We start from the raw sequence: 23,559 nt of genomic DNA on the forward strand, positions 1-23,559 counted from the left end.
CCTTAAGCATCCACCTTGGCATAGTGAGCAGGCGGGTGAATACCTTCCATCTTTTCGGCCAAGAGCGGACGGAAACTAGGCCGGCTCTTAAACACCGAATACCAGCTGCGCGCCTGTTCGTGACCCTTCCAATCAAGCCCGCCGAGGTAATCTGCGACCGAAATTTGCGCGGCGGCCGCTAGATCAGCGAGGCTCATGGTCGGACCGGCGAGCCAGCTGCGATTATCGACGAGCCAGTCGATGTAGTAGAGATGCTCATGCGCTAGCTTCATCGCCTCACGCAAAATGCGCGAGTCCGGCGGCTGGCGCAGGATCAGGCGCTTCTTCATCCGCTCTTGCAGCAGCGGTCCTGTGACGTCAGCGTAGAAATTCTCATCAAACAGAGCGACCAGTCGGCGGATTTCTGCGCGCTGTGTCGCGGTGCCCCCAAGCATTGGCATGCGCTCGACCGTATCTTCCAGATATTCGCAAATTGCCCGGCTATCGCAGAGGGTTATGCCGCGGTCGCTCTCGCGCAAGACTGGTGTGCGGCCCGCTGCGTTTAGAGCCCAGAATTCATCGCGTGCAGCCCATGGCTCTTCATGCACCAGATCATAGGCGATGTTCTTCTCGCCCATAACAAGGCGAACCTTGCGGCTGAAGGGGCACAAAGGGAATTGATAAAGCTGCCACATGCTGACTTTAGCTAATGCCGCAAGGGACCGTTAAAAGCCAGCGATCAAACGGGCAATCCGCAGGAGAATTTGGTCGTCAGACCAGAGGCGTGATCAATAGTCATTGCCGCGATCAGAGGGGAGCGCAGTTTTAAGCTGTTCGGCCATGGTCCGAAGCGCTGGAAGGAGCGCAGCGAGCCCATCGCTCATGGCTGCCATGCTGCTCATTGCGCGGGGCACTTTATCCGTGATTTCGGCGGGCAGATCGCTCGCTTCGGGGCGCATCCGGCGCAAGGTCATATTGGGATCAACCGGTTCAGCTTCCTCGCCAGTGATATCGCCAGCGGCGCGAGACAATGGCTCGACAATCGGTGCGAGCGGCAAATCAAGAATTACCTCGCTCAGCACGGCCAGCGTATTGGCGATCTGCTGCTGTTTCACCGGATCGGAAAGTGTCTGCGACAACTCAGTCAGGCCATCGGCCTGATCAGGAGGAGCGATCTCTTGTGCGGCAACTGGCGCTGCGAGCAGGGCAAAAGGAAGGGCGGCGGCAAGTACACTGCGTCGCATAGGTTGGCTCCTCATAATTGATGTGACGCCGGATTATCTCGGCGCGTCTGAATAGTGGCTGAAATGCGTGTTAAACAATGTAAAAGACAATATAGGTCAGCGGGTTAGACCCCTGCCGTCTCCAGCATAAGCAGGCAGGCTGGCATCGTCGCCCACAACCGATCCTTGTCCAGAAAAAGCTCAGCTTCCCCAGCGAGTCTGTCCGAAAGCACCTCGCGTGTGAGCCCAGTATCATCGATCAGCTTGGCGACTGTCCGTACGAAGAATTCGCGTCCGCGCTCACCCAATGGCGGGTAATTTTTTGCTTCTTCCACGCCAGCCTCTTGCAGCCGCGCAGTAACCGCAATCGCGGCGGCGCAGCGTAAGGCTGCGGTTTGCTCGAGAGCGAGCACCGGCGCGCTCGTAGTCGGAGCAACAGGCGCATTCGCCGGAGAGGTTTGCTGCGCGGCCAGCGCGAGAACGCTTAAGAAATGTATGATCATGCACATGTTTGTAGCTTGCCGATTATGAACCGCAAACGACCGCTTGCCGCATCATCGGCGCTGCCCTACCGAAGGCGTGTGAAGAATCGCAGCGCCCCCGCTAGTTCCAAAGTCAGTCTGGCCGATAAATTCGCGCAATTCTGCGAGCATTGGTCACCAAAAATCGTTGCGCGTTACAACGATAATGAAGTGCGGCTTGCTAAGGCCGAAGGCGATTTCCAATGGCATTCGCATACTGACAGTGACGAGCTTTTCCTGATCGTCTCTGGCACGCTCACCATGGAATTTCGAGATCACACCCAGACGCTCAGCGCAGGCGAAATGATCGTCGTGCCGCGCGGAGTTGAACACCGCCCACGCGCTCTGGATGGCGAGGTGCAGATGCTTATTATCGACCCCAAAGATAACGCCAATACCGGCAATCACGCGACGGCCACAGCGGCCGTTGAACTATAGGAGAGAGAAATGCTGAACCATATTATGATTGGCTCCGGCGATATTGAGAAATCGAAGAGTTTCTACAATGCCGTGCTGGGCGTGCTCGGCGCAGGCGAGCCGATGGCCCACGTCAATGACACTGGGCAAACACGCCTGTTTTACATACATGATGGGTCTACCTTCAGCGTTAGCGAGCCGATCAATGGTGAGCCGGTTGCGCCGTCCAATGGCAGCACAATTGGCTTTCTGTGCAACTCGCCCGAACAAGTCACCGAAATTCACGATGTAGCTATTGCGAACGGCGGCACCTCGATCGAAGATCCTCCGGGCCTGCGCGAAGGCAGCATGGGGCCGATGTATCTGTCCTATTTCACCGATCCTGATGGCCACAAACTCTGCGGCATTCACCGCCCAGCTTAACCGCTTCTAGTTTCAGGAGAATATACACTATGTTTAGTCATGTGATGGTTGGCGCGGACGATATTGACGCTGCCAAAAAGTTTTATGATGCTTGCTTTGTTGCATTGGGCGGCCGCGAGGGATCGGTCGATCCCAAAGGTCGCGTGATGTATTTCAAGGATGGCAGCATCTTCATCGTGACCAAGCCGATTGACGGCAATCCGGCCTGCCACGCCAATGGCGGCACAATCGGTTTCAATGTCGATAGCGTCGAGATGGCCGAGGCATGGCATGCTGCTGGCGTTGCCAATGGCGGCACGGCTATTGAAGATCCGCCGGGCATTCGCGAGGGCGGCGGCATGAAAATGCACCTTGCCTATCTGCGCGATCCGGCAGGTAATAAGGTCTGCACCATGATGCGGGTTGAGTGATTGGTAGGAGGGGTAAGCTCACAAGTAAGCTCACCTTAGGCGCTTACCCCTGCTTCTCACGCGCCGCTGACTTCAAACAGAGCGTATTCTGCGCGCCAGTTTGCCCCGCCTGCGCCGATCTCGCGCTCGTTTGTAAAGAACCAGCGGCGCGCGATTGTCACGCCCAGATCAGCTGCGAGTAGTTCAAAATCTTTGACAGTGACGTGGTGGATATTCTCAGTCGCATACCAGCTGACGGGCAAGTGCCGGGTCACCGGCATCTGGCCCCGGCTCATCAGCGCCCAGCGCATCCGCCAATAGGCAAAATTGGGAAAGCTGACATAAGCGCGCGTGCCAACTCGCAGCAGCTCCTTCAGCATGCGGTCAGGCCGCGCAGCGGTTTGCAAAGTCTGGCTAAGGATTGCGATGTCGAACGCACCATCGGGGTAAAACCCTAGATCATTATCGGCATCGCCCTGAACCACGGACAGCCCCTGCGCGACGCAGCGTTCCACGCAGGCGCCATCAATCTCGATCCCGCGCGCATCGACCTGCTTCTGATCGCGCAGCACCGCCATGAGCGCGCCGTCGCCGCAGCCCACGTCAAGCACCCGCGCGCCTTGGGGGACGTGCGCAGCGATGACCGCGAGGTCTGGGCGCAAGGTCGACACATCAACCATCGAGGAAGCCCTTCACCACCCGATCGAGCGCAGGCACGTCGAGAAGAAAACTGTCATGGCCGTAAGGCGCAGACAGCTCGACAAAGCTGACCGGCGCGCCCGCCGCATTGAGCGCGTGGACGATATGTCGGCTTTCGGAGGTGGGATAAAGCCAATCGGTGTCAAAGCTGACCAGGCAAAAGCGCGTGCCGTTCCCGCTCTCGTGGCCCGCAAATGCCTGAGCCAGCGTGCCGCCATGCTCCTCCGCGAGGTCGAAATAATCCATCGCGCGGGTGATATAGAGGTAGGAATTGGCATCGAAACGCTTGGTGAAGCCGCTTCCCTGATAGCGTAAATAGCTCTCGACCTGGAAATCTGCATCAAAGCCAAAGCCCTTGGCATCGCGATCTTGTAGGCGCCGCCCGAATTTCTCAGTCAGCCCATCCTCCGAAAGATAAGTGATGTGTGCGGCCATGCGCGCAACCGCAAGGCCAGCATCGGGCGCATCAGCTTCGCCGTAATAGTCGCCATCGCGCCACGCCGGATCAGCCATAATCGCTTGGCGGCCGACCTCATGAAAGGCGATGTTCTGGGCCGAGTGGCGCGCTGTAGTCGCAATCGCCAGCACTCTGTCCGCGCGCTCGGGCCAGTTGGCAGCGAGGCTCAGCGCCTGCATGCCGCCCATTGACCCGCCGATGACTGTGTGCAGCCGCTCAATGTCCATCTGGTCGAGCAGCACGACAAGCCCGCGCACCATATCGCGGATGGTAATCACCGGGAAACGCATGGCGTAAGGGGCGTCGTCATCGGTTGTGCTGGCTGGGCCGGTGGAACCGATGCAGCTGCCGATCACGTTGGCGCAGATCACGTGGAAACGGTCCGTATCGATCGGCTTGCCGGGGCCGACCATCCGCGTCCACCAGCCCTCCTTGCCAGTCACTGGATGGGTGCTTGCGACAAATTGATCGCCGGTTAGCGCATGGCAAATGAGGATCGCATTGCTTTTGTCTGGGGACAGTTCGCCATAGGTCTCATACGCGATTTGGACGCCCGAAAGGCTCTCCCCGCCATCGAGTGGCAGGGGGTTGGGGAGCATCAGGCTCTGGAAGGCAGGCGGGTTAGGCATTGCGGAAAGGACGCTTGGGCGAGCGACGGTGAGGTGTCAATTGCGGTCTTATTCGGGCTGTCATTCATGCTGTCATTATTTGGCGAATGCGGTATTCGACGCCGCGATATGACGAACACGCCGCAAACAGGGCCTCAGATCAAGGAATGGATCGAAGGCATCCACGCCTACGTTCCCGGTAAAGCGACAGGGGCGGACGGGCGCGCGCTCATCAAGCTCTCGGCTAATGAGAACCCGCTGGGATGTAGCGATGCAGCGCTGGCTGCGCTTGCGAATGCTGGCGCGCCCGCGACTTATCCCGACCCGGATGCGCGCGAATTGCGCGGCGCGATTGGCGATCTGCACGGAATTGATCCGGCGCGCATCGTGTGCGGGACAGGCTCGGACGAGCTGCTTAATCTGGCGGCACAAGCCTTTGCCGGTCCGGGTGATGAAGTGCTGTTCAGCCGGTATAGCTTCTCGGTTTATGACATTGCGGCGCGGCGGTGCGGCGCGACCCCAGTAGAGGCACCGGATGCGGATTTCGCAACGGATGTGGATTCTCTGGTAGCCCACGTGACTGAGCGGACTAAGGTGGTCTTTCTCGCAAATCCAAACAATCCGACCGGAACGTGTTTGGGCCGAGAAGACGTGGCTAGACTGCACGCTGGGCTGCCGCAGGACGTGTTGCTGGTGATTGACCAAGCTTATGGCGAGTATTTGACATTGACCGAAGATGATGGCGGATTGGAGCTTGCTGCGAGCCACGAAAATGTGCTGGTTACGCGGACATTCTCCAAGATTTATGGGCTGGCGGGCGAACGGATTGGCTGGGCCACAGGCGCGCCTGCTCTGGTCGATGCTCTCAATCGCATACGCGGGCCGTTCAATGTGACGAGTTCAGGCCAAACCGCTGCGATTGCAGCAATCAGCGATCAGGATTTCGTTGCCCGCAGCCGCGATCACAACACGGCCGAATTGGCGCGTTTCACGGCAAAGATTGCAGCGCTGGGCAATCACGGATTGCGCGCGATCCCAAGCAAGGCAAACTTCCTGCTGGTTCTATTCGAAGGCAGAGTTAGCGCGGAAGCTGCGCTCCACGCATTGGGTGATGCGGGCTATGCAGTGCGCCATCTGCCAGGCCAAGGCCTGCCACAAGCATTGCGCATCACCATAGGCAAAGCGGGCGATATGGACGCGATCGCGGACACACTCCGGACTTTGGTAGAGCGCGCATGACGCCTAGCGAGACAAAGATCACACGGATCGCGATTATTGGCCTTGGGCTGCTGGGAGGATCGCTGGGGCTGGCGCTGGCTGAGCGTGCGCCGAACATTGTCACGACTGGCTATGACGGTGACGCAGATGTACGCGCCCGCGCGGCTGAGCGCGGCTTGGTCGGGCAGGTTTGCAGCACCGCAGAGGAGGCGGTAGCAGAAGCCGATCTGGTGATCCTGTGTGTTCCTGTCGGCGCAATGGATGCCGCCGCGCGGGCAATCGCACCAGCCCTCAAAACCGACGCAATCATCAGCGACGTCGGCTCGTCCAAACAAAGCGTAGCAAGCGCGCTGAAAGCGGCTCTGCCGGGCCGTACCATTATCCCTGCACACCCGGTAGCAGGCACTGAGCAAAGCGGCCCAGAGGCGGGTTTTGCTGAATTGTTTGCGGGGCGTTGGTGCATCCTTACGCCCGGTGATGATGCGCCAGAGGGAGCCGTCAAAGCCGTGCGCGCAGTTTGGGAAAAGCTGGGTTCCAAGGTCGAGATAATGGACGCCGAACATCACGACGTGGTTCTCGCGGTCACCAGCCATATTCCTCATCTGATTGCCTATACGATTGTCGGCACGGCTTCTGATTTGGAGGAGGTGACGCGCGGTGAAGTAATCAAATATTCCGCAGGTGGTTTCCGCGATTTCACCCGCATTGCCGCGTCCAATCCGGTGATGTGGCGCGACGTATTTCTCAACAATAAATCGGCGGTTCTGGAGGTTCTAGGTCGCTTCAGCGAGGATCTATCCGTGATGCAACGCGCGATCAGGTCAGGAGATGGCGAGGCTTTGCATGATTTGTTCAGCCGCACGCGCGACATCCGGCGCTCGATTATCGAACAAGGCCAAGATGATGATCGGCCTGACTTTGGCCGGGATCACTAGGGCGCACCTTAGTTGGCCAAGCCCTCCATACTCTCATATTCGGCGATCCATTCCACTTCGGTCTGCCGGCAGAAGAACGCAATTTGCAGCTTTTCGGCAAGATTGAGCCGGGTATTGCCGCCCCTAACTGTCTCTCCGACCACCTCTTTCAATCTCTCGGTTTCAGCGCCGTTCATGGCGCCGAGGCAATGGTCTAATTGGTCAGTCGATAGCCCGATACGGTCAAAAATGATCCGGCCAGCGACAGACGGATTGGTCATAAATTCAGCGAAATCAATTGGCAAAACATCGGGCTTTCTAAGGTTTTCGATGGCTATGCGCGTTGCGCTGCGCCATGTTTTACAGGCTTGGTGAAAGGCCTGAGACGAGTTTATAAAGGTGCGATTGGCGACCTTCCAAGAACGTAGACAGCCGACCGGCTCACGGTGAGTGACAATGAGTAATGCCTCAGGAAACAGACGCCGGATACGTTCGATCTGTTCGATATGTGACGGCGTCTTTTCGACAATAAACGGCGCGTTCCCATCTAGTAACTTGAAGCGGGCAAGAATTTCCTCATCGGGCACATCGCGAACGAATATTCCACTTTCATAATAGGTGGGCGCATCCGGTAGAGCCGTTCCCAGCATCGGTGCATCAGCAAGCAGGACATCACGGTGGCTCATAAGCAGCCGTGTAATTGCCGTGGTCCCTGAGCGTGGGGGCCCCATGATAAAGGTGAGTTTGCTTTGCATTGTCTTTGTCATGAGCTCTCTAGATTGTGCTTCAATGGCGAAAGCACCAAAGGCCTAGGTGTTAAGCGCGTTAATCGCATCCAGCACGCGCTCCTCGACTTCTGCACGCGGGAGCCCGGGCGGAATGGGCTCGCCAAAGCGGTAAGTGATGCGCCCCCTGCGTTTCAGCCTACGCTGGTAAAGCGGCCCAGCATCAATCGCGACTGGCACCACTTGCAGACCAAGCATTTTATACAGCCCGGCAAAGCCGGCTTGCAATGGGGGCCGCTCGCCATGCGGGATGCGGGTTCCTTCAGGAAAGATCACTAATGGGCGGCCGTCTTTGACCATCGCGCGCGCTTCGCGGATCATCGCCATGAGCGCTTTTGCGCCAGCATCGCGGGCAACTGGCACGAGCCCATAAGCGCGGCCGGCATGGCCCCAACCCCAAATGCTGAACAGCTCTTGCTTGGCGAAGACGGCGGGCACACGGAGCAATTGCGTGGTGTCTATCGCTTCAAAGAAGCTCTCATGCTTGATTGCATAAAGCGCCGGCTCCTCAAGCGGTTCCCCCTCAATCACCAGCTCACACCCAAGCACATGAATGACGGCCCAGCGATGCATCCCGCTCCACATATGGACGAACCGGCGGAACCAATCGCGGCTAAAGGGTAGCGCGAGCAAACATGCGCCGGTGACCACGACAGAGCCAGCATAGAACACCAGATAAAAGGCAAGATTTCGGATCAGCAACATAAGTATCTGGGTCAGCTCGGCCAGCCATGCAGCACAACCGCCGCGATGAGCTTGTTATATTCGAGGAAAAGCGTGCCGAGATTGGGCTTTGAGGGTACTGCGTCCTCCACCAGCGAAATCGTACCGGGTAGCACATCGCGAAATTCAGAGGCGGTGCGCCGCATATGCCAATCGGTGGTCACAAGCCGAACAGAAGTGAACTCATTTTCTGCAAGCCATTGGCTCGCCTCACCGGCATTGCTGCGGGTGTCGACGGCGAGATAGCCCAGCTTCACGCAGCAGCGCATTTCGCCCCGCGTAACCTTGAACTGGTTTGCGAATTCCTGCTCCGTCACTTCCGGATCAACCCCAGAGACGAACATTTGCTCTGCTTTGCCGCTGCGTACCACCGCGAGCCCGCGCGCAATCCGTCCCGCCCCGCCAGTAGGTACAATCACTGCATCTGTCTCAGCGCCGCTGATTGGCCCAGGCAAAGTTGTGGCAAAGGCGAGAAAGCCGACGGCATAAATCAAGACAATCGAAGCGAAGAAGCGGAGGATCACAGCATTTTTCCCAGCGATCGCATTACCGTTAATCGCGCGGTGAGCAAGGCAATCAACACTGCTGCGAGCGGAATTAATGCAAGAATGAGCCAATCAATTCCTGTGAAGCCGCCGCCGCTGACCATGCCGGATTCCAAGGCGGCAAATTGCCCGCCCATGACCGAAACCATGATGCCGCCCAATGCGAGGCCAGCGGCCCCTCCAAGCGCGGAATCGATCAGGATGGAGCGTTGAAAGATCCCCGCAATCTGAGCATCTGTGCCGCCCAGCAAATGCACAATTTCTATGGTGTTGCGATTGGCGTTCAAGGCGTTTCGGGCCGCAAGGTACACCGCCGCTGCGCTCGTGAGGGCGAGCAGACCGATCAAGACAATCGCGAGCCATTTCAATGTGGCAAACGCGCTAAAAACTGGTCCGAGCCAATTGGCTTGCGCATCGACGCGCGCATCAGGGGCACTATCACGCAACGCAGCCCGCAATTGCTCAAGCCGCGCATCATCGACGGGGCCATCAAGGCGCAGATCAATCAGCGCAGGAAGCGGCACGACCGATGCGCTGCTTCCCTCGCCCAGCCATGGCTCAACTAGAGCAGATAGCTCCTCCTCAGGCACCAGCCGTATGGATGTGACCCCTTCCAGACGTTCCAGCGTTTCGAGAGCTTGGCTAGCTTGCGCGTCGCGCGCCGCTGGATCTGCCTCGATTATCTGAACCGTTACTCCGCCATCAAGATCGCCGCGAGCGGAGTTGGCGAGGTTAGTGACCGCCAGCCCGCCACCTGCTGCGAGCACAGTCATCGCGACCATGATCGCAATCACCCATAGCATTGGCCCACCCATGCGGGCTTTGGGAAGAAGCTGCGCAGCTTGCTTGCCCTTGAGCGGGGCAAGGCCGCGCTCAACCGCGCGGGCAAGGACAGGAGGGCCGCTCATGTCTCGCTCTCAATCGGTTTTCTACGCGGTGGATAACGCAGAGCGCCCGTGGGATCAGCGAGCCGCCCCTTGTCGAGCCGCATAATCAGGCAATCCGGCACTTTCTTGATAAGCTGAAAATCATGCGTTGCCACCACGACGGTCGTGCCAAGACGATTAAGCGCTTCAAACAGCCCCAGCAGTTTCTGCGCCATTTCTGGGTCGACATTGCCGGTGGGCTCGTCCGCGACAAGCAAATCGGGCCGCGCGATTACGGCACGGGCAATCGCCACACGTTGCTGTTCTCCGCCAGACAAAGTGGCGGGGCGCGCATCGGCGCGGTGCCCTAAGCCAACCCAATCGAGCATTTCAGCAACCGGCTGTTCCAAATCAGCTTCGCGCACGCCGGAGACACGCAAGGGCAGTGCGACATTATCAAATGCGCTTAAATGGTCGACCAGGCGGAAATCCTGAAACACTGTGCCCAAGCGCCTGCGAAAAGCCGGCAGCTCTTCGCGCGCCATGGTTATGACATCGCGCCCAAACATGTTCACTGCGCCGCGGGATGGGCGCTGAGCAAGATAAAGCAGTTTCAACAAGGATGTCTTGCCCGCCCCGCTGGCCCCGGTGAGAAAGTAAAACCGGCCAGGGTAAAGCGTGAAAGAGACATTGCTCAATACCTCGCTATCCGTGCCATAGCGCAGGCCGACATTGTCGAACCGGACGATTTCAGGTTCAGCCGAGCTCATGCGCGTGCCTTACCCGGCGCGTGGCGGTCCGAGAAGTGAAGCGGAAGGCAGGATGGGGAATTAATCATCTCGTTGAGCCCTATACAGGCGCTTCGGTGTGGAAAAAAGCCGTTCGCACACCTTGCCGACAGTGTCGTGCACTTGTTGCAAACAATACGGGCGCGTAAGGCCCTTAATCACGATGATTATCGCATGCCCTGCCTGTAATACACGTTATGTCGTGCCCGACAGTGCAATCGGCGTGGATGGACGCACGGTCAGATGCGCCAAATGCAAGCATAGTTGGTATCAGGATGGGCCTGAGATTGAGGTGCCGGAGAGCGCGAAGACGGCTTCGGCAACTTCCGCGCCAGCCTCTGAACCGGCGCGGGAAACTCCGCCGCCACCACCACCTCCTCCTGCTCCAGTGCAGGATCCTGCGCCTGAACCCGAGACTGCGCCCGCTGAAGTGAGTGAAGCTCAAACAGAGCCTCCAGTCAGTGAGCCTGCAGAAAACGCGGCGCCAAGTGCAGATGACTATGGCTATCAGGATGCTGAGCCTGATTTCAGCGAGCAAATTGATACGCCAGCACCGGAACCGGAGCCTGCGCCAAAGCCCGCTGTTTACGACGACAGCGATTATGCGGATCATGACGTCTCGCAATTTGATTATGAGCCGCCGTTCAAGCCGCGCCGCAATATCCTCAAATATTGGACTTGGGCTGCGGCGATATTCGCGGTTCTGGCGCTGGCAACGGTCGGCGCGGTTCAATATTTCGGCATGCCGAGTTGGGCGCCGTTCAAGCAATCGCTTTGGGGAAGCGCGCAGCCTGATCTAGAAATTCAATTCCCGGTTGATCAGCAAGAACGCCGCACGCTTCCCGATGGCACAGAATATTTCGGCGCGCGGATCACCATCACCAACACTGCGCGTGAGACGCGGGCTCTGCCAAACCTGCTGATTGTCCTGCGTGACGGGCGCGAGCGCAAGGTGTTTGACTGGGTTGTCGTACCGCCGCAAAACGAGCTGGCGCCAGGTGAAGTTATCACCATCAACGAGGCGACCACGCAAATCCCGCGCGCCGCGGTGTTCGCTGATATCGGCTGGGCTCCGAATTGAACTAATGGTGCAACCTCAGCTGTGGGCCTCTCCTTGTGCGGCCTAAATTTGCGCTCCCGATCCAATTATACAAACACTGTCAAAGATGCTTGCGAGGCGAGAACTCCCCTGCTAGTGGCGCGCTCCTACCAATCGAGGGCAGAGGCCTTTGATGACTGTGTGCGGTCGTGGCGGAACTGGTAGACGCGCAACGTTGAGGTCGTTGTGGGTGAATAACCCGTGGAAGTTCGAGTCTTCTCGACCGCACCAAACAGTCCTGATCTCCCGACCGCAACACAGCTATTTTGTGGAAGGCTCACTTTAACATAGTTGCGTTCAGGGACTGCAGACAAACGTTCTGCCCAAGGTGCTGCCCCTTCGCGTTTTTCCGCCCTTAGAATCGGACGCTGCGCCCTCTTCTGAGATGCACAGGGCCGGCAAAAACCTTGCCGCCAACACTCTCCTATTTATTCCTTGCCGTTTCACGGGGGACATTTGACTTCGAACTGCACCGAGGACATCAGGTGAGTGTGCTGAGACTTACCCTTTCAAAGAACACGCTATGAGCCTGAGGCTACAAGGCGTTTCAAAATCACTCGGTGAAGAAGCGCATATTCATCCCGTCGATTTGGAATTGCTGAAGGGAACGATGAACGTCCTTCTGGGGCCAACAGCAGCGGGCAAGACGTCATTGATGCGCCTCATGGCAGGTTTGGATAAGCCCAATTCCGGCAAAATCTACTGGAATGGCGAGGATGTCACGGGAATGCGGGTGCAAGATCGTGATATCGCGATGGTGTATCAGCAGTTCGTCAATTACCCCTCTATGACCGTGTATGACAACATCGCATCACCGCTGAAACTGCGGATTAAGTCAGCGGAGGAAATCGATGCCCGCGTCAACGAGATGGCTGAACTGTTGCAGCTCACCGCCATTCTTGATCGCAAGCCGGATCAAATTTCTGGAGGGCAGCAACAACGATGCGCCATCGCGCGGGCATTGGTGAAAGATGTTGGGCTGGTCTTGATGGACGAACCGCTCGCCAATCTGGACTACAAATTGCGCGAGGAGCTGCGCAGCGAAATTCCTCGACTTTTTGCGGCATCAGGCAGCATCTTTGTCTACGCCACGACCGAGCCCGAGGAGGCATTGCTTTTGGGAGGAAACACGGCAACCCTATGGGAAGGGCGCGTAACCCAATTTGGCCCCTCAATGGATGTCTATCGCCGACCGATCGATGAGATCACCGCGCGTATCTATTCCGATCCACCCATGAACTTTGTGGCGGTGCGCAAAGAAGGATCCATGGTTCATTTCCCGAATGGGCGATCCACGCAGGCAAGCGATGATCTGGGCGGCTTACCCGACGGAGAATATCGCGCTGGGTTTCGTGCCCACCACCTCAAGATTGGCGAAGAAAACGCCAACTCGCTGATATTCAACGCAAGATTGACTGTCACTGAGCTCACCGGATCAGAGACCTTCATCCATTTAGACGCTGGAAGCGAACGGTGGATCGGCTTGGTTCCGGGTGTCCATTCGTTCCGGATTGGTCAGGATCTCCAAGTCTGTCTGGATCCAGAGAACGTTTTCTACTTCGACGGGAAGGGGAAACTGGCGGGCGTGCCAAACTCTGAAACCGAAAAGTCGAGGGCATAGTCTTGGCTTCGATCACTCTCGAAGATTTGGCGCACAGCTATCACCCCAAGCCGAGGGGCGAGGCCGATTTTGCTCTTAAGCAAGTGAACCACACATGGGAGGACGGGCATGCCTATGCGCTGCTTGGCCCAAGTGGATGCGGCAAGACGACATTGCTCAACATCATGTCCGGCCTGCTCCAGCCAACGCGCGGGCGCATTCTATTCGATGAGAGAGACGTCACCGCAGCTAACACGGCGGAGCGGAATATTGCTCAGGTGTTCCAGTTTCCGGTGGTCTATGACACAATGACGGTGGGCCAAAACTTAGCATTCCCGCTGCGCAATCGCGGCATGAAAGCCGACTATATTGCCGGCCGTGTGCAGCGGGTCGCGCACATGATTGGGCTAGAGGCGCACCTTCGACAAAAGGCGCGAGGCCTAACAGCGGATCTGAAGCAAAAAATTTCGCTCGGACGAGGCGTGGTTCGGGACGATGTGAATGCTATTCTTTTCGACGAACCTCTGACCGTCATCGACCCTCACTTGAAATGGGAGCTCAGGACACAGCTCAAGTCGCTCCACCGCGAGTTTGGCCATACGATGATCTATGTCACTCATGATCAGACTGAGGCGCTCACTTTTGCTGAAAAAGTAGTGGTGATGCACGATGGGCTGGTTGTGCAAATCGGAACCCCTCAAGAGCTCTTTGACACTCCCGCTCATACCTTCGTTGGCTATTTTATTGGATCACCGGGCATGAACTTCATCCCTGTGTCTGTCGAAGGAAACAGGGCTATCACAAACGGCAAGACTGTCGATCTGGCAAGCAATTTCGGAAGTCCACGCGGCACAACTGCCTTGGGCATTCGGCCAGAGTTTGTCCGGCTCACAAAGGGCGCCGGATTGCCAGTGAGCATCGATCATGTTCGAGATGTGGGTAGGCAAAAGCTCGTCAGCGCCACTTTGTTCGATGCCAAGATTAACATTGTGGCCGATGCGGGCGTTGAGATTGAAGCAGACATGACCAACGTGACTTTTGATCCCAAAAAGGTCAGCATCTTTTGCGATGACTGGCGGCTTTTGCGATGACTGGCGGGTCGAAGGCGGCCCGACCGGCGAAGTCGAAAGGGGGACTTCCTAATGGATAAGCCAGTCGACCAACGTGCATGGCTTCTGGTGCTTCCGGTGCTGGCACTTGTCGCTTTTTCATCCATCATCCCGATGATGACGGTGGTGAATTACTCGTTCCAAGACAGTTTTGGCGGCAATGAGTTTTTCTGGGTTGGGCTGGAATGGTACCGCGAATTGTTGGGTTCAGAGCGGCTGTGGAGTTCCTTTGGCCGCCAGTTAGCGTTCTCTGTCATCATACTTCTGATCGAAATACCGCTCGGGATTTTGGTTGCCCTATCGATGCCAAAAAAGGGTTGGCTCGCCTCGCTCTGCCTAGTGCTGATGGCGCTGCCGCTGCTCATTCCTTACAATGTCGTGGGGACTATCTGGCAAGTGTTCGGACGTGCAGACATTGGTCTGCTTGGGCGCGTTGTCACTGATCTCGGCTTCTCATATAATTATGCGCAAGATGCTTTTGATGCTTGGGTGACCGTCATCGCGATGGACGTGTGGCATTGGACATCGCTGGTCGCGCTCTTGGCCTATGCCGGACTCCGGTCGATACCCAATGCTTACTATCAGGCGGCTAAGATTGATCAGGCGAGCCGCTGGAGTGTGTTCCGGTACATCGAATTGCCCAAGATGCGCGGCGTACTGATCATTGCTGTGCTACTGCGCTTCATGGACAGCTTCATGATCTATACTGAGCCGTTTGTGCTGACTGGCGGCGGGCCAGGCAATGCGACCACATTCCTGTCGATCGATCTCGTAAAGATGGCCCTTGGACAATTTGACTTGGGGCCAGCTGCTGCCTTTTCTCTCATGTATTTCCTTGTGATCTTGCTCATCTCCTATGTGTTTTACACGGTGATGATAACCATGGACAAAGATGAGGCGAAACAATGAGCGAGCAGTCTCAAGCTAGAAAGCAGATGCCCGAACTACGGCTATCGGCTCTGGTGATGATTGCCTACCTGCTGTTTCTGCTAGTGCCGATCTACTGGCTGATCATCATGAGTTTCAAATCGAATTCTGAGATATTGAATACCTTCACGCTCTTTCCCGAGAGCTTTACCTTCGAGAATTACCGGACAATCCTCACCGACCCGTCATGGTATATGGGCTATGTAAACAGTTTCATCTACGTATCGCTCAACACGGCGATTTCGCTGCTGGTGGCATTGCCTGCAGCGTATGCGTTCAGCCGCTACCGGTTCTACGGCGATAATCACTTGTTCTTCTGGCTGTTGACGAACCGCATGGCGCCGCCAGCGGTCTTCGCCCTGCCCTTCTTTCAGCTCTACTCCAGCGTATCACTGTTCGACACGCATATCGCTGTCGCGCTCGCTCATTGCCTTTTCAATGTGCCGCTCGCGGTGTGGATTTTGGAAGGCTTCATGCGGGGCGTGCCGCGCGAAATTGACGAGACTGCATTCATCGACGGATACGGTTTCACACGCTTCTTCACCCGCATTTTCATCCCCATGATAGCGCCGGGAATAGGCGTGACAGCGTTCTTTTGCTTCATGTTCAGCTGGGTCGAACTTTTGCTCAGCCGCACCCTCACCAGCGTCGATGCCAAGCCCATTACGGCCATTATGACGCGCACAGTTTCTGCGTCCGGCTTGGACTGGGGAGTCCTTGCTGCGGCTGGCGTCCTCACTATCATTCCCGGTGCGATTGTGATCTATTTTGTACGCAGCTACATTGCCAAGGGCTTTGCCTTGGGCCGGGTCTAGTGGTGGGTTTAGCGGCAGGTTTGAACAGGATTGATATGGAAGAGATTTCCTAAATGGAGTGGATGGCTTGGACGTGGCCCACGGCGCTATTTTTCGCAGGCATTGCCTCTGCGCTCGCCATCCTCGCATTGTTGCATGTCAAATATCCAAGCACTCCTCGAACCGGAGCGCTTGGTATTGAAACAATGCGCGGAGATAGGTTTTTCATATCTCTGCTGGGTTCTGCCTTCATCAACCTGGCATGGATCGGCCTGACAGACGCACCGCAATATTTGGCACTCATCTTCTGCGCCTTGTTTGCATTCTGCGTTTTCCGCTGGGTATGATGACAAAAAGAGATCGGATCGACTGAATGAGAGTTATAAGAACGACAGCGGTATTTGGAGCAAGCTTGGCGTTATTGTCTTGCTCGGGGTCCGGCGACACGAACAATGTTGTTCTTAGCGAAGCCGAAAGGCTGGCTGCTGCGACCACATTCCTTGACGAGGAAATAGGCGACATGTCTACCCTCTCCCGCGAAGAGCAGGAAGCAGAGCTGGCTTGGTTTATGGCGGCCGCCGAACCGTTCCAAGGCATGCAAATTTCGGTCGTGTCAGAAACTATCGCCACTCATGAATATGAAGCCAAGGTACTCGCCCCTGCGTTTTCCGCGATGACCGGGATCACGGTCACCCATGATTTGATTGGCGAAGGTGATGTCGTCGAAAAACTGCAAACACAAATGCAGTCTGACGAGAATATCTACGACGCCTATGTCAACGATTCTGACCTGATCGGCACTCATTGGCGTTACCAACAGGTACGCAATCTAACCGATTGGATGGCTGGTGAAGGCAGTGATGTCACCAGCCCCACTCTTGATCTTCCCGATTTCATTGGCATCGATTTCACGACTGGCCCCGACGGTAAGCTTTATCAATTGCCGGACCAGCAATTCGCAAACCTCTATTGGTTTCGCTACGACTGGTTCACCGATCCTCAGATCAAGGCCGACTTCAGGGCGCAATATGGATATGATCTTGGCGTGCCCGTCAATTGGTCAGCATATGAGGATATTGCGGAGTTCTTCACCGGTCGGGAAATTGACGGCAGGACAGTCTACGGCAGCATGGACTACGGTAAGAAAGATCCATCACTGGGATGGCGCTTTACTGATGCCTGGATGTCAATGGCTGGCATGGGTTCCGTCGGCGAGCCCAATGGACTGCCAGTGGACGAATGGGGCATCCGCGTAAATGATAGCTCGCAGCCAGTGGGTTCATGCGTTGCAAGGGGCGGCGCGACCAATTCGCCTGCCGCAGTCTACGCGCTCGCCAAATATTCCAAATGGCTCAACGAATATTCGCCGCCCTCTGCCGCAGGAATGACCTTCTCAGAAGCCGGACCGGTTCCCGCACAGGGTGCAATCGCGCAGCAGATATTCTGGTACACCACCTTCACTGCCAATATGGTCGGCGAAGAAGCGTCTGCGGTTCTCAATGACGATGGGACGCCGCGTTGGCGCATGGCGCCCAGCCCTCACGGCGCATATTGGGAAGAGGGCATGAAAGTCGGCTATCAAGACGCCGGATCATGGACCTTGATGAAATCTACCCCCACCAACCGAGCACAGGCCGCCTGGCTCTATGCCCAGTTTGTGACCTCGAAAACCGTAGACGTCAAAAAGGCTCATGTGGGCCTCACATTCATCCGGGAATCCACTATTCAGCATGAATCGTTCACCGAAAGAGCACCCAAATTGGGCGGGCTTATCGAGTTCTATCGCTCACCTGCTCGCACGCGGTGGTCGCCGACAGGAACGAATGTGCCTGACTACCCCCGATTGGCGCAGCTATGGTGGCAGAACATCGGTGATGCTTCTTCGGGAACAAAGACCCCGCAAGCCGCGCTTGATGCATTGTGCGAGCAACAGGAGCGCGTTCTCGGTCGGCTTGAGCGATCAGAGTTGCAAGGCGATCTTGGGCCAAAGCTCAATGAAGAGCGAGGCAGCGCCTATTGGCTGAGCCAGCCAGGATCACCCAAAGCAAGACTTGCAAATGAAGATCCCGAGCCGGTTACGATCGAATACGATACGCTGCTGGAAACATGGCAGTAACCGGCCTCACAGAATTCCGGCGAACGCTTTCGTCAGCTTGGATGCGGCAAGCCCAACTATTTAGGAGAGATCAGATGCTCAACACACTGAAACTTGCGACAGCCGCTTCATTGCTGGCGCTGAGCGCCCCAGCCTTCTCAAATGAGGCAGAAACTCAGTCATCTACTGAGGAGCGTAAGAGCGAGACATACACGGCGCAGCAATTCTTCGATTCCACCTCCTTTGGCCTCGGCTCTTCAGGCGGGCATGTGTTCACATCGGATGGCGAGCATGTATTGATCAATTCAGACAGCTCGGGCGTGTTCAATGCTTACCTGCTGCCTTTGGCGGGCGGCGAGCCAGTCGCACTTACCAATTCAACCACGAACGCGGTTTTCGCGAGCTCGCTGTTTCCAAACGATAACCGCGTGATTTACACTTCGGACGGCGGCGGTAACGAGCTAAACCATGTCTATCTGCGCGAGCTTGATGGCACTGTGCGTGATCTCACCCCAGGGGAAGGCCACACCGCAAGGTTTGGCGGATGGAGCGGAGACGACACGTCTTTCTACATCGCCACAAATGAGCGCGACCCGCAGGCTTTCGATCTCTACATCTATAGTGCGGATGATTATTCGCGTGAGTTGCTGTTCGAAAACCCAGGTAATTTCTTTCCCGGCAGCGTATCGGATGATGGGCGCTGGATGGTCCTTTCACGCAACAATTCGAGTGCGGACAGCGATCTATTTCTGGTCGATCTGGAAGGGAACGCTGAACCGAAACTCATTACCGAGCACGAGGGCAATATCAGCTATGGCAGCTATGGCTTTACCCGCGACAGCTCGAAACTGATCTTCGCCACCAACGAGCATGGCGAGTTCAGCCAAGCATGGACCTATGATCTGACAACGGGCGAAACTGCGCCGTACCTGAAGGCTGACTGGGATGTCAGCTTTGTCAGCTACTCGCGCTCAGGGCGCTACCGTGTCAGCGGGATCAACGCTGATGCACTGACGCAATTGACTTTGCTTGACCAACAGACGGGCCAAGAGGTGGAGCTCACTGGTGTTCCCGAAGGCAATCTTGGCAGCATCCGCTTTGATGAAGGTGAAAACCAGATCGCTTTTACCGTCTCATCGGACACATCACCATCTGATATCTATGTCGCTGACTTGGCTTCTGGACAAGCAAAGCGCCTGACCAGTGCATTGAATTCGGCAATTGACGAAGCAGATCTCGTTACCGCTTCGATCGGGCGATTTGAGAGCTATGACGGGGTGGAGATCCCTGGCGTATTGTATCGCCCGCAAAGCGCGAGTGCGGATAATCCAGCCCCGGCCATTGTGTGGGTTCATGGCGGCCCGGGCGGCCAGAGTCGCCGCGGCTATAATCCGACGATTCAACATTTGGTGAACAATGGCTATGCCGTTTATGCGATCAACAATCGCGGCTCGTCCGGCTATGGTAAAACTTTCTTCCACATGGACGACAAACGCCATGGCGAGGCCGATTTAGGCGATGTCGTCGCGTCCAAGGATTATCTTCAGGGCAAGGACTGGATTGCCAATGATCGGATTGCGATCATGGGCGGGTCCTATGGCGGCTATATGGTTGCTGCTGCGCTCGCGTTTGAGCCGGAAGTGTTTGACGCCGGGGTCAACATTTTCGGCGTGACCAATTGGGTCCGCACCCTCAAATCCATCCCGCCTTGGTGGGGCGCTAACCGCAAGGCCCTGTTCGATGAATTGGGCGATCCAGAAACGGATGAGGAGCGACTGCGCAAGATCTCGCCGCTGTTCCATGCCTCCAATATCGTGAAGCCGATGCTAGTGGTGCAAGGCGCTAATGACCCGCGTGTTCTGCAGGTCGAAAGTGACGAATTGGTGGCCGCAGTCAAAGCGAATGGGGTAGACGTTGAATACGTCCTGTTTGAGGATGAAGGCCATGGCTTCCGCAAGAAGGAAAACCGGGTTGAAGCCTCTGAAGCCTATCTCAACTTTCTAGATCAGCACATCGGGCGCTAATTCGCGAGTAAATACAAAGGGACCTGAGGGGAGGAGGCCGGCAATTTTGTTGCGGATCAGTGGTCTGTATCAAGCACCTTTGCATAGTGCTCGAACAGCGTGTCATCGCCCGTCTCAGGTGTTGCGGCTTCGCAATAGACCTTGCGATCATCATCAAACACCAGCATCGATTCCGTCGCGTAATAATGCGCTATTCTGGCATATTCTGCTGCTGCCTGAGCGCGCTCAAAGACCTTGCCCATCGCTCCGAGAATATGGATGAAGGAAGTAAGCAGCGCAATCGGAACATAGCGAAATCGCGGCTTCATATTGAGAAGTTCGAACAGCATCTCTCCTTGTTCACGCGGGCTAATTGCCGGGCCGGGCCCGCCTATCGGCAGGATCCGGTCATGCCTTTCCGGGTTTGTAATGCACTCGCTTATGTAGCGCCCGAGGTCAGCGTCGCTAATCGGTTTGCAGCGAGTATGTGTTCCGTCACCAAATACCAGGAACGGCTTTCCGCGTTTGACGCGCTCGATTTGGCCCGACAATGATTTGAAGAAGGCTGTCGGACGGACGATCGAATATGTCAGCCCTGAGGCTATGAGCTCTTTCTCGAATGCGAGTTTTGCGTGCTGGAAAGCCAATCGAGGCTTTTGCACACAGATTGCTGAAACGAGGATCATGTGCTCAGCCCCGGCAGACTTAGCGGCCCGCAAGATCTGCATATTCGCCTCGTAATCGACGAAATATGCATCCTTCTTCTCACCAGTCCGCGAAGCCAGGCATGAGACCACCACATCGAAGCTCTCGTTCCTGAAGACATCCTTGGATACTGAGTCCGAGTTAGCGAAATCGCAAAAGCGAAGCTTGGCATCCGACGGCCGTGCAGCGCTTGCCTCATCGCGTCTATCTGAGGCGCTGCGGACAACGCCAGTCACATCGTACCCATCCGATTTCAATTGGCGAAGCGTCGCGCGTCCGATTGTTCCACTCGCCCCAAAAACGAGCACGCGCTTGCGAGCGATCCCATTGCTAATTTCGGCCATCTATCGATCTGAAATTTTTTGCCGCATGCAGGTGTATAACAGGCGGGGCATCACCGGCAAAGCCAGTCGTTAGATTGGTGAGCGGGCGCGAGCTGTTATCGGGTTTTCAAAGACTCACAGCACGCTCACAAAGCCAGCATCAAGGCCGTAGTTCGACCGCGCAACCGCGACATTCGCCTCGCCCCCGCCAAAGGTCGGCTCAAACCCGGGCGACTGAAAAAACGCTCACGCGAGGGCGTCTTCAGCCGCAACATAATCTCACCAAATGAAAGAAATTGAGCCACGGGGAGAAAATCCAAATCCAAAAGTTAAGGGAGAGTAATGCGGCCGCTGGAGGGCGCCTTCGCGCCTGCGAAGAGCAGATCCACCCGGTCAAAAGTACTACGCATTTTATCAAAATTGCCGGCCCGATGATCGCGATCTTCAAACGGCCAGCTTTGCGGATCTCTTGAATAGCGACGCAAAAAGGCGATCGAGGTTTGCAAGCTGCGCCCATCTTCAAGCTCAGCATTCCACAAATCGCGACCCGTGCATTCCGCTATCGTTGCAAGGCGCGCGGCACCGCCAACCACGTAGTTCGAATAGTGCCAGCTACGCGTGCGTTTCAATTCGCGGATGAAGCGCCCTTGTTTGTCCATCTGAACGCCGAGCCGGAACCTCAGGAAATTATCCGCAATGTTCAGCGCGACGCTATCGAGGCCTGCAAAAATCGCGAAATGTGCAAGGTAGAAATCGTAGAATACGCCGTGGTTATTGCTCTTACGCATCTCAGCTTCGCCATTGTCGCTGGTCGCCATCCATGTCGCAAAATCTGCATACCATTGGCGCAAAGAGGCATGCTCTCGTTTGGATAGGGCTGGCGAAGGCGCGAGAAGCCCAATGCTTTCGGCGATGGTCGACAAGTCCGATGCCTCAATTATGCCCTCACCGCGCCCCTTGACCTTGCCCGGTATCCCTTGCGCAAAGTCCATATGCGGCGCCATCATCGTGTCTGCATCAAGGAACCAGACGCGCAGAAGCTTCGCGGCACGGTCTGCATACTTCTCATCCGAGGTGATGAAATATGCGACCGAAAGCGCCTCCAGATCATTCGCCAGATTGCGCAAGCGATCTTTGTCAAACTCTGGCCCATCACGCTCTGGATTGACCTCGCCATCGCGGCGGCCATACGGGAGGCCATCATCGCTATTCGGGTTTGGCCACCAGTATGGGCCAATCGAGGCATAGTCATTACGCGAGGCGCCAGGCACCAGCTTGGGCTTATCGGCAACGCTGTATGGCCCTCTGACTAGCGCCTCGTCAGCTTGCCTTACGACGCTCCGACTGTGTGCATCGTCTTTGGCAATCGCCTCAAGCCAAACCGGTCGCCAAAGAAAGGTGCGCCGTCCGCCGAAATCTGCGGCATAGCCTTCAGAGCCTCGGCATATCGGGCCATCAGCAGGGTACTCGAAAGCTGGTACGCTCGCCGCAGCTGTTGAACCGGCGGCTACAAGTGACGCTGCTCCAGCTAATGCTATCAAACCCCTCATGCTGGCCTCTCCCGCGCTTGCAAAAGTGCCGAAGACTAGCGCGCCAACCACCCGCCATCGACGGCCAGAATATGGCCTTGGACATAACGCGCGGCATCGGATGCGAGGAACACCGCCGCACCGCCAAGATCGGAGGGCTCGCCCCAACGTCCAGCCGGGATGCGCTCCAAGATCTGGCGATTGCGTGTTTCATCGGCCTGAAGCGCGGCAGTGTTGTTAGTCGCGATATAGCCCGGTGCAATTGCGTTCACGGTGATGTTTTGACCTGCCCATTCATTGGCGAGCAGTTTGGTCAGACCGCCAACACCGCTCTTCGATGCAGTGTAGCTCGCCACGCGAATGCCGCCTTGGAATGTGAGCATGGACGCGATGTTGATGATCGACCCGCCACCATGCGCAATCATGTGTTTGCCCGCCGCTTGGCTCAGAAAAAACAACACTTTGAGATTGGTGTCGAGCACCGCATCCCAATCGTCTTCAGTGAACTCGGTCGCGTCATTGCGGCGGATAATCCCGGCATTATTGACTAGAATATCAAGCCGGCCAAGCCCACTCACGGTCTCTGCAACAATTCGTTCGCATGGCTCAGTCGACGCAAGATCGGCTGTGATTACCAAAGCGCGCCGTCCAGTGCCTTCGATCAGACCAACGGTCTCAGATGCATCACTGCGCGCGACCAAAGCGATATCCGCGCCGGCCTGAGCCAGCGCCAGCGCGATACCTTGGCCGATGCCCGTGTTGGCGCCTGTAACAACCGCGACTTTGCCGGAAAGATCAAAAAGATTGCCAGACATGTGTG

General features: G+C 56.4%; 26 protein-coding genes and 1 tRNA gene. 14 read left to right on the forward strand and 13 right to left on the reverse strand.

Annotation, left to right across the window (positions count from 1 at the left end):
* Positions 1-2 precede the first annotated feature (2 nt).
* The 3 genes from ACFCXQ_RS01830 to ACFCXQ_RS01840 form a co-directional block, all read right to left on the reverse strand.
* A complete protein-coding gene (locus ACFCXQ_RS01830) occupies positions 3-674 on the reverse strand; it encodes a glutathione S-transferase family protein (protein ID WP_379552506.1) in 672 nt (223 codons plus the stop codon).
* A gap of 93 nt (positions 675-767) precedes the next feature.
* Positions 768-1,223: a hypothetical protein gene (locus ACFCXQ_RS01835; protein ID WP_379552508.1), complete on the reverse strand. Its 456-nt coding sequence runs from the start codon at positions 1,221-1,223 to the stop codon at positions 768-770.
* A 104-nt stretch (positions 1,224-1,327) separates the two neighbouring features.
* Positions 1,328-1,705, reverse strand: a complete 378-nt coding sequence (locus tag ACFCXQ_RS01840) for a hypothetical protein (RefSeq protein ID WP_379552510.1) — start codon at positions 1,703-1,705, stop codon at positions 1,328-1,330.
* A gap of 78 nt (positions 1,706-1,783) precedes the next feature.
* Between ACFCXQ_RS01840 and ACFCXQ_RS01845 the strand changes: the two genes are divergently transcribed.
* The 3 genes from ACFCXQ_RS01845 to ACFCXQ_RS01855 are packed head-to-tail and all read left to right on the forward strand — an operon-like array spanning position 1,784 to position 2,973.
* Positions 1,784-2,161: a cupin domain-containing protein gene (locus ACFCXQ_RS01845; protein WP_379552511.1), complete on the forward strand. Its 378-nt coding sequence runs from the start codon at positions 1,784-1,786 to the stop codon at positions 2,159-2,161.
* Positions 2,162-2,170: 9 nt separating this feature from the next.
* On the forward strand, positions 2,171-2,563 hold the full coding sequence (locus tag ACFCXQ_RS01850) for a VOC family protein (RefSeq protein WP_379552513.1): 393 nt from the start codon (positions 2,171-2,173) through the stop codon (positions 2,561-2,563).
* 29 nt (positions 2,564-2,592) lie between these two features.
* Positions 2,593-2,973 carry a VOC family protein gene (locus ACFCXQ_RS01855; protein WP_379552515.1) on the forward strand — a complete coding sequence of 127 codons (381 nt, stop codon included), beginning with the start codon at positions 2,593-2,595 and terminating at the stop codon, positions 2,971-2,973.
* Between the two features lie 56 nt (positions 2,974-3,029).
* Here ACFCXQ_RS01855 and metW read toward each other — a convergent pair whose 3' ends face one another.
* Both metW and metX read right to left on the reverse strand, forming a co-directional pair.
* Positions 3,030-3,632, reverse strand: coding sequence for a methionine biosynthesis protein MetW (gene metW / locus ACFCXQ_RS01860; RefSeq protein WP_379552517.1), 603 nt, complete (start codon positions 3,630-3,632; stop codon positions 3,030-3,032).
* A complete protein-coding gene (metX, locus tag ACFCXQ_RS01865) occupies positions 3,625-4,737 on the reverse strand; it encodes a homoserine O-acetyltransferase MetX (RefSeq protein ID WP_379552519.1) in 1,113 nt (370 codons plus the stop codon). Before metX ends, metW begins: the two co-directional genes overlap by 8 nt.
* Before the next feature lie 108 nt (positions 4,738-4,845).
* Here metX and hisC point away from each other — a divergent pair, with 108 nt between their 5' ends.
* Both hisC and ACFCXQ_RS01875 read left to right on the forward strand, forming a co-directional pair.
* Positions 4,846-5,955, forward strand: coding sequence for a histidinol-phosphate transaminase (hisC, locus tag ACFCXQ_RS01870; RefSeq protein ID WP_379554508.1), 1,110 nt, complete (start codon positions 4,846-4,848; stop codon positions 5,953-5,955).
* Positions 5,952-6,869: a prephenate/arogenate dehydrogenase family protein gene (locus ACFCXQ_RS01875; protein WP_379552521.1), complete on the forward strand. Its 918-nt coding sequence runs from the start codon at positions 5,952-5,954 to the stop codon at positions 6,867-6,869. The genes hisC and ACFCXQ_RS01875 overlap by 4 nt, the downstream gene beginning before the upstream one ends.
* Positions 6,870-6,877: 8 nt before the next feature.
* Here ACFCXQ_RS01875 and ACFCXQ_RS01880 read toward each other — a convergent pair whose 3' ends face one another.
* The 5 genes from ACFCXQ_RS01880 to ftsE are packed head-to-tail and all read right to left on the reverse strand — an operon-like array spanning position 6,878 to position 10,537.
* Complete coding sequence (locus ACFCXQ_RS01880) at positions 6,878-7,615, reverse strand: sulfotransferase family protein (RefSeq protein WP_379552523.1); 738 nt, start codon at positions 7,613-7,615, stop codon at positions 6,878-6,880.
* A gap of 42 nt (positions 7,616-7,657) precedes the next feature.
* Positions 7,658-8,338: a lysophospholipid acyltransferase family protein gene (locus ACFCXQ_RS01885; RefSeq protein ID WP_379552525.1), complete on the reverse strand. Its 681-nt coding sequence runs from the start codon at positions 8,336-8,338 to the stop codon at positions 7,658-7,660.
* Between the two features lie 11 nt (positions 8,339-8,349).
* Positions 8,350-8,880 (reverse strand): YdcF family protein, encoded by a 531-nt coding sequence (locus ACFCXQ_RS01890; RefSeq protein ID WP_379552527.1) that lies wholly within the window; start codon positions 8,878-8,880, stop codon positions 8,350-8,352.
* Positions 8,877-9,809, reverse strand: coding sequence for a cell division protein FtsX (locus ACFCXQ_RS01895; protein WP_379552529.1), 933 nt, complete (start codon positions 9,807-9,809; stop codon positions 8,877-8,879). The genes ACFCXQ_RS01890 and ACFCXQ_RS01895 overlap by 4 nt, the downstream gene beginning before the upstream one ends.
* A complete protein-coding gene (ftsE, locus tag ACFCXQ_RS01900) occupies positions 9,806-10,537 on the reverse strand; it encodes a cell division ATP-binding protein FtsE (protein WP_379552531.1) in 732 nt (243 codons plus the stop codon). Before ftsE ends, ACFCXQ_RS01895 begins: the two co-directional genes overlap by 4 nt.
* Positions 10,538-10,718: 181 nt before the next feature.
* Here ftsE and ACFCXQ_RS01905 point away from each other — a divergent pair, with 181 nt between their 5' ends.
* The 9 genes from ACFCXQ_RS01905 to ACFCXQ_RS01945 all read left to right on the forward strand — a co-directional run bounded on the left by ACFCXQ_RS01905 (position 10,719) and on the right by ACFCXQ_RS01945 (position 20,203).
* Complete coding sequence (locus tag ACFCXQ_RS01905; RefSeq protein ID WP_379552533.1) at positions 10,719-11,636, forward strand: MJ0042-type zinc finger domain-containing protein; 918 nt, start codon at positions 10,719-10,721, stop codon at positions 11,634-11,636.
* Between the two features lie 161 nt (positions 11,637-11,797).
* Positions 11,798-11,885: transfer RNA gene (locus ACFCXQ_RS01910), tRNA-Leu, on the forward strand.
* A gap of 292 nt (positions 11,886-12,177) precedes the next feature.
* Complete coding sequence (locus ACFCXQ_RS01915; RefSeq protein WP_379552535.1) at positions 12,178-13,275, forward strand: ABC transporter ATP-binding protein; 1,098 nt, start codon at positions 12,178-12,180, stop codon at positions 13,273-13,275.
* 2 nt (positions 13,276-13,277) lie between these two features.
* Positions 13,278-14,345, forward strand: a complete 1,068-nt coding sequence (locus ACFCXQ_RS01920; protein WP_379552537.1) for an ABC transporter ATP-binding protein — start codon at positions 13,278-13,280, stop codon at positions 14,343-14,345.
* 51 nt (positions 14,346-14,396) lie between these two features.
* Positions 14,397-15,272: a carbohydrate ABC transporter permease gene (locus ACFCXQ_RS01925; RefSeq protein ID WP_379552539.1), complete on the forward strand. Its 876-nt coding sequence runs from the start codon at positions 14,397-14,399 to the stop codon at positions 15,270-15,272.
* Positions 15,269-16,105 (forward strand): carbohydrate ABC transporter permease, encoded by an 837-nt coding sequence (locus tag ACFCXQ_RS01930; RefSeq protein ID WP_425589445.1) that lies wholly within the window; start codon positions 15,269-15,271, stop codon positions 16,103-16,105. The genes ACFCXQ_RS01925 and ACFCXQ_RS01930 overlap by 4 nt, the downstream gene beginning before the upstream one ends.
* Positions 16,106-16,167: 62 nt before the next feature.
* Entirely contained in the window at positions 16,168-16,431 is a 264-nt protein-coding gene (locus tag ACFCXQ_RS01935; protein WP_379554512.1) for a DUF2160 domain-containing protein, read from the forward strand.
* Positions 16,432-16,604: 173 nt separating this feature from the next.
* Positions 16,605-18,200 carry an ABC transporter substrate-binding protein gene (locus ACFCXQ_RS01940; protein ID WP_379552541.1) on the forward strand — a complete coding sequence of 532 codons (1,596 nt, stop codon included), beginning with the start codon at positions 16,605-16,607 and terminating at the stop codon, positions 18,198-18,200.
* Between the two features lie 74 nt (positions 18,201-18,274).
* A complete protein-coding gene (locus ACFCXQ_RS01945) occupies positions 18,275-20,203 on the forward strand; it encodes a S9 family peptidase (protein WP_379552543.1) in 1,929 nt (642 codons plus the stop codon).
* A 56-nt stretch (positions 20,204-20,259) separates the two neighbouring features.
* Here the strand turns inward: ACFCXQ_RS01945 and ACFCXQ_RS01950 are convergent, their stop codons facing one another.
* The 3 genes from ACFCXQ_RS01950 to kduD form a co-directional block, all read right to left on the reverse strand.
* A complete protein-coding gene (locus tag ACFCXQ_RS01950) occupies positions 20,260-21,231 on the reverse strand; it encodes an NAD(P)H-binding protein (RefSeq protein WP_379552545.1) in 972 nt (323 codons plus the stop codon).
* Between the two features lie 308 nt (positions 21,232-21,539).
* Entirely contained in the window at positions 21,540-22,760 is a 1,221-nt protein-coding gene (locus ACFCXQ_RS01955; protein WP_379552547.1) for an alginate lyase family protein, read from the reverse strand.
* 35 nt (positions 22,761-22,795) lie between these two features.
* Positions 22,796-23,554 carry a 2-dehydro-3-deoxy-D-gluconate 5-dehydrogenase KduD gene (gene kduD / locus ACFCXQ_RS01960; protein WP_379552549.1) on the reverse strand — a complete coding sequence of 253 codons (759 nt, stop codon included), beginning with the start codon at positions 23,552-23,554 and terminating at the stop codon, positions 22,796-22,798.
* Positions 23,555-23,559 lie beyond the last annotated feature (5 nt).

The sequence above is a fragment of the Qipengyuania rhodophyticola genome, from assembly GCF_042493225.1.
In the GTDB taxonomy this organism is placed as follows: Bacteria; Pseudomonadota; Alphaproteobacteria; order Sphingomonadales; family Sphingomonadaceae; genus Erythrobacter.

Excerpts from the sequence above, each read along its gene's own strand:
- ACFCXQ_RS01925 (WP_379552539.1), top strand. The coding sequence starts at position 14,397 with ATGGATAAGCCAGTCGACCAACGTGCATGGCTTCTGGTGCTTCCGGTG.
- ACFCXQ_RS01950 (WP_379552545.1), bottom strand. The coding sequence starts at position 21,231 with ATGGCCGAAATTAGCAATGGGATCGCTCGCAAGCGCGTGCTCGTTTTT.
- ACFCXQ_RS01875 (WP_379552521.1), top strand. The coding sequence starts at position 5,952 with ATGACGCCTAGCGAGACAAAGATCACACGGATCGCGATTATTGGCCTT.
- ACFCXQ_RS01945 (WP_379552543.1), top strand. The coding sequence starts at position 18,275 with ATGCTCAACACACTGAAACTTGCGACAGCCGCTTCATTGCTGGCGCTG.
- kduD (WP_379552549.1), bottom strand. The coding sequence starts at position 23,554 with ATGTCTGGCAATCTTTTTGATCTTTCCGGCAAAGTCGCGGTTGTTACA.
- ACFCXQ_RS01935 (WP_379554512.1), top strand. The coding sequence starts at position 16,168 with ATGGCTTGGACGTGGCCCACGGCGCTATTTTTCGCAGGCATTGCCTCT.
- ACFCXQ_RS01835 (WP_379552508.1), bottom strand. The coding sequence starts at position 1,223 with ATGCGACGCAGTGTACTTGCCGCCGCCCTTCCTTTTGCCCTGCTCGCA.
- ACFCXQ_RS01885 (WP_379552525.1), bottom strand. The coding sequence starts at position 8,338 with ATGTTGCTGATCCGAAATCTTGCCTTTTATCTGGTGTTCTATGCTGGC.
- ACFCXQ_RS01840 (WP_379552510.1), bottom strand. The coding sequence starts at position 1,705 with ATGATCATACATTTCTTAAGCGTTCTCGCGCTGGCCGCGCAGCAAACC.
- hisC (WP_379554508.1), top strand. The coding sequence starts at position 4,846 with ATGACGAACACGCCGCAAACAGGGCCTCAGATCAAGGAATGGATCGAA.
- ACFCXQ_RS01830 (WP_379552506.1), bottom strand. The coding sequence starts at position 674 with ATGTGGCAGCTTTATCAATTCCCTTTGTGCCCCTTCAGCCGCAAGGTT.
- ACFCXQ_RS01880 (WP_379552523.1), bottom strand. The coding sequence starts at position 7,615 with ATGACAAAGACAATGCAAAGCAAACTCACCTTTATCATGGGGCCCCCA.
- ACFCXQ_RS01930 (WP_425589445.1), top strand. The coding sequence starts at position 15,269 with ATGAGCGAGCAGTCTCAAGCTAGAAAGCAGATGCCCGAACTACGGCTA.
- ACFCXQ_RS01915 (WP_379552535.1), top strand. The coding sequence starts at position 12,178 with ATGAGCCTGAGGCTACAAGGCGTTTCAAAATCACTCGGTGAAGAAGCG.
- ACFCXQ_RS01940 (WP_379552541.1), top strand. The coding sequence starts at position 16,605 with ATGTCTACCCTCTCCCGCGAAGAGCAGGAAGCAGAGCTGGCTTGGTTT.
- ACFCXQ_RS01895 (WP_379552529.1), bottom strand. The coding sequence starts at position 9,809 with ATGAGCGGCCCTCCTGTCCTTGCCCGCGCGGTTGAGCGCGGCCTTGCC.
- ACFCXQ_RS01905 (WP_379552533.1), top strand. The coding sequence starts at position 10,719 with ATGATTATCGCATGCCCTGCCTGTAATACACGTTATGTCGTGCCCGAC.
- ACFCXQ_RS01850 (WP_379552513.1), top strand. The coding sequence starts at position 2,171 with ATGCTGAACCATATTATGATTGGCTCCGGCGATATTGAGAAATCGAAG.
- ACFCXQ_RS01955 (WP_379552547.1), bottom strand. The coding sequence starts at position 22,760 with ATGAGGGGTTTGATAGCATTAGCTGGAGCAGCGTCACTTGTAGCCGCC.
- ftsE (WP_379552531.1), bottom strand. The coding sequence starts at position 10,537 with ATGAGCTCGGCTGAACCTGAAATCGTCCGGTTCGACAATGTCGGCCTG.
- metW (WP_379552517.1), bottom strand. The coding sequence starts at position 3,632 with ATGGTTGATGTGTCGACCTTGCGCCCAGACCTCGCGGTCATCGCTGCG.
- ACFCXQ_RS01855 (WP_379552515.1), top strand. The coding sequence starts at position 2,593 with ATGTTTAGTCATGTGATGGTTGGCGCGGACGATATTGACGCTGCCAAA.
- metX (WP_379552519.1), bottom strand. The coding sequence starts at position 4,737 with ATGCCTAACCCGCCTGCCTTCCAGAGCCTGATGCTCCCCAACCCCCTG.